Origin of the sequence: Salinicoccus siamensis (genome assembly GCF_042429615.1) — a bacterium.
Taxonomy (GTDB): domain Bacteria; phylum Bacillota; class Bacilli; order Staphylococcales; family Salinicoccaceae; genus Salinicoccus; species Salinicoccus siamensis.
Window position 1 is genome coordinate 1 of sequence record NZ_JBHMAH010000019.1, and the last position, 3,946, is coordinate 3,946.

General features: G+C 40.9%; 3 protein-coding genes and 1 riboswitch. All 3 genes read right to left on the reverse strand.

The features are described 5' to 3' along the window. Positions 1-153 precede the first annotated feature (153 nt). Positions 154-1,455, reverse strand: a complete 1,302-nt coding sequence (locus ACFFLE_RS07195; protein ID WP_380570463.1) for an NtaA/DmoA family FMN-dependent monooxygenase — start codon at positions 1,453-1,455, stop codon at positions 154-156. 12 nt (positions 1,456-1,467) lie between these two features. Further along, complete coding sequence (locus tag ACFFLE_RS07200; protein ID WP_380570464.1) at positions 1,468-2,217, reverse strand: 3-oxoacyl-ACP reductase; 750 nt, start codon at positions 2,215-2,217, stop codon at positions 1,468-1,470. Between the two features lie 103 nt (positions 2,218-2,320). Beyond that, a riboswitch (TPP riboswitch) is annotated at positions 2,321-2,423 on the reverse strand. A 336-nt stretch (positions 2,424-2,759) separates the two neighbouring features. Beyond that, positions 2,760-3,719 (reverse strand): IS30 family transposase, encoded by a 960-nt coding sequence (locus ACFFLE_RS07205; protein ID WP_380570465.1) that lies wholly within the window; start codon positions 3,717-3,719, stop codon positions 2,760-2,762. Positions 3,720-3,946 lie beyond the last annotated feature (227 nt).

Below are 3,946 nucleotides of genomic sequence, written 5' to 3' on the forward strand. Positions count from 1 at the left end.
TCGGAAAACTCATTTTGAGTGTATCACGCGTGACCCTTTTTAGGTGTCTAGCTTAATTTTACAATCGGCGTATTTATCAAATAATTTACTTTCAAAACTTAAAGTACCTGGAAAGTTGAAAATTTTCGGTACTTCAAAATAAAAATTGAAATGCTAATATAATGATAGCATTTCTCTAAAGTTTTCTCCATTGTAGTCTTTTCTAAAAATTTTACGTTTTTGCATTTCTGGAACGATGAGTTCAACAAAATCTTCTAGACTGCCTGGGAGTGTTGGCGGCATCAAATTGAAACCATCTGCAACGCCTACCTTCATCCATTTTTCGATTTCATCGACAATTTCTTCAGGCGTACCAATAAGTGTCAAGTGTCCGCCTCCAGCGTTTAGGTAACCGAGTAGTTCACGGACTGTTGGATTTCTGTCTTCTATGATTTCTAACACAGTTTGATAACGCCCGACTGGGCCTGTGAATTCTTCGATTGGGGGCAGTGCAGGGACTTTTTCATCGAGTTTCCACGATTTTGTATCCTGCTGAACAAAGAATTCGAGTTGCTTCAGCGCAGTATCAATTGGCAGTAAATCGTCTAATTTCGCTTTCTTTTCTTGTGCTTCTTCTTTTGTCTTACCCACGTAAGTCACTAGACCTGGAAACACTTTGATAGAGCAGTCTGGTCGATGACTTTCTCTTATTGCCCGATCTAATTTCTCACGATAGGCTTTTGCTTGTCTTAAGTTCCAAGCAACTGAGTAGACTGCATCGGCATATTTCGCAGCAAGTGCCACGCCTTCTGTTGATGCCCCTGCTTGCATCGCAACCGGTTTTCCTTCCTTTCCTAAAGGCAAGGTTAATGGCCCCTTTACTTGGAAGTAATCCCCATTATGGTTGAACGGTTGAATATTCTCGTTTTTAATGATTTTATTGTTCGCTCTGTCTGGACTATAGTCATCAATGGACCACGATTCAAATAATTGATCCATGACTTCAGCAAATTCATCTGCTTTCTTATAGCGCACTGCTCTTTCCGGTAATTCTGGCATACTGTGATTTTGTGCTTCGTAATCGGACATTGATGTCACAAGGTTCCACCCCACACGTCCTTTTGTTATGTGTTGCAGTGTGAGTAACTGCCTTGCTGAAGTAAACGGGTTATTAAATGTTCCCGAAATAGTTGAAACAAGTCCAACGTTAGCTGTGACATTACTCATGGCAGTTAATACAACTATTGGATCAAAATAACTCGTTGGTAATTCGGTAGCACTATGCGCAGGGAAGGCTTGTGCATCTGCAAAAAATACCGCATCGAATTTTCCACGTTCAGCAATCTTCGCCAAATTTTCATAGTATCCAATTGTCGTAAATTCATCTATGCTCGAATTTGCTGCTATCCATGCTGCCTGATGATGCCCTACACCATACAATAAAACCCCTATATTTAACTTTTTTGGATTAACCATAATATATCCCACCTAGTTCATAGTAAGGCCACCATCCACCGTGATGTTCTGCCCTGTAATGCCATCTGCTGATTCGGAACAAAGATAAACCACCATATTCGCAACATCTTGGGGGGATGTTACTTTCCTTAATGGTGTGGATTGTGCGATTAATTCAAATACTTCGGGTGTTGTGACTGCACTTGCATCTGTTGTCTTCAGTAATCCGCCCGAAACGATATTTGCTCGGATGCCGTACTGACCAAGCTCTGCTGCAACATTTCTGGTGAATCCGATTAAAGCAGCTTTTGCTGTTGTATATTCGTGATATGGTACCACAGGGTTTTGATATAGATTTGTGCCGATGCTAATGATTGAACCCTCTTTTCGTTCTAGAAACTGAGGGATGACACTTTGCGATACGTTGAACGCGGCTTTTAGCGTGCCGTCTAATTGTTGTTCATAATCTTTGTAAGTTAAATCTTTAAATGCTTTTTGAGTAGTTGGTTCAAACTTGAAGTTTACGAGTGCATTGTTTACCACAACATCAATCTGCCCAAAATGTTCAGTCCCTTTTTTAACTAACTGTTCAACTGCTTCCCGATTTGTAACGTCTGCCTGAATAGAAATTGCTTGAGATCCGATTTGCTTTTGCAACGCTTCTGCTTCTGCTTTACTACGATTGTAGTTAATGATGACGTTAAAGCCTTTTTCACTCAATGTTTTTACGATGCAACTCCCAAGACCTCTGCCACTTCCTGTTACTAAAACTGTCCTTGCCAAGTGAATACCTCCTCTATTTTAGAATAAAAAATACGCAACCTTCATAGGAAGGTTACGTATCGAAAGCGAATTATACATATCTATAAAGGCATAGATATTTAGCTGTATCGAAGTAACACTTTCCTACGCTAGTTTTAACTAGATCAGGTTCGAAGGGTTTGAGGTAATCCTCATCTCAGTTTATCAAAACGCCCCTAGTGCGGATTTATTCTATTTAATATCATTGTAGTACTTCTAAGAGATACGTCAAGTAAATAGTGAATATTTTGCAATTTATTGAACAAGCTGAACAGGACTTCTCATCCACTTGAGTCAAAAAGATTTCTAAGAAGATTCGGCAGTGTATTGAACGTGTTTCTACTATTATATGGATCGCTCATTGATAAAAATGGCCACTGTAAATGTTATTTTTCATTTATTTGTTTGTCAAAATAAGCTGGACAGTTCTTTTCACCCATTTAACTTAAAATTAGGGACTCAGTTGGAAAGGAATGTTAACAATAAATGTCTAAACATAAAGGAAGATAAACTAACTTCATTTGTCAAAATAAGCTAGACAGCCTGCCTACATCCATGTAACTCATAAATGCTTCCAGCGGTGTCTGGTAGTTCAAAGACTTTCTGGGTATGTGGTTTCTCTTGGAGGCTACTGAAGCAACCATCCTCTGATCCACTGTGTTGAAATCCATATGCTTGGGCAGGCCGTCTTTCCGAAGCAGTCCATTGGAATGTTCATTCAATCCTCTTTGGGAAGGCGTGCCCGGGTCGGCAAAGTAAATATCAATATCATTTCGGTTGCTCATTGACTGCCAATTTGAGAATTCCTTACCACAGTCGAAAGGAATGGATTTGAACACATTTCTGGGGATCTGATGGAACCATGCGTTGAGGACTGTTTCAATATCCTTTGCAGTCCGACCCTCGGGCTTGAGGGTAATGATCACTTTCGACAGCCGTTCTACAAGTGTCACAACGGCACTTTTATGATGGATGCCGACAATGGTATCGCCTTCCAGATGTCCAAATTCTTCTTTGAATGCTGGGTAGTCCGTCTTTCTGTCAGAGAGTTTCCGTCTGAAAGCCTGTCGCCCACGGCGTTCCTTATGGCCGTTGGGTTTTCGCTTTCCTTTCATCGGCAAGGTGGAAACATCAAAGTCTTTGCGCTTGAACATGCGGTACAATGTGCGGCTGGAGCAGTTGATCGGCTGTTCACGGCGACCGACAATCACATCCGGCGTCCATCCTTGCGCGACCTTTTCTGCCACATATGCGCGTTGATCATTCGACAGCACCGTCTGTTTTCGACCGCAACGCTGCTTGTTTGCCTTGTAGCGCTTATAGAAATCCAATGCGGTGTGACCGTCTTTCAGGAAAGTGACCACATTGTGGACGGTCTGACGTGCTCGGCCAATCTGTTCTGAAATCTTTGATACAGAGGCATTCTGATGGAAATAAGATTCTATAATTACAAGTTCATCCGTGCTAAGATGGGTGTAGGTCATTCGTGATCACTCCTATGATTTCTTTGGTCGGAAATACATTTTGAGTGTATCACGAGTGGCTTTCTTTATGTGTCTAGCTTAATTTTACAATCGGCGTAATGAAATATAAAATTATTGAAAACTGCAATAGGTATAAATTTATTTCTAAAAATAAAACGGTTCTCCCCAGTGAAGTGTGTTGATTTCTTCCTCTAACGTAGGATCTCTTTTTATTTCTAAGCTGGGGG

Excerpts from the sequence above, each read along its gene's own strand:
- ACFFLE_RS07195 (WP_380570463.1), bottom strand. The coding sequence starts at position 1,455 with ATGGTTAATCCAAAAAAGTTAAATATAGGGGTTTTATTGTATGGTGTA.
- ACFFLE_RS07205 (WP_380570465.1), bottom strand. The coding sequence starts at position 3,719 with ATGACCTACACCCATCTTAGCACGGATGAACTTGTAATTATAGAATCT.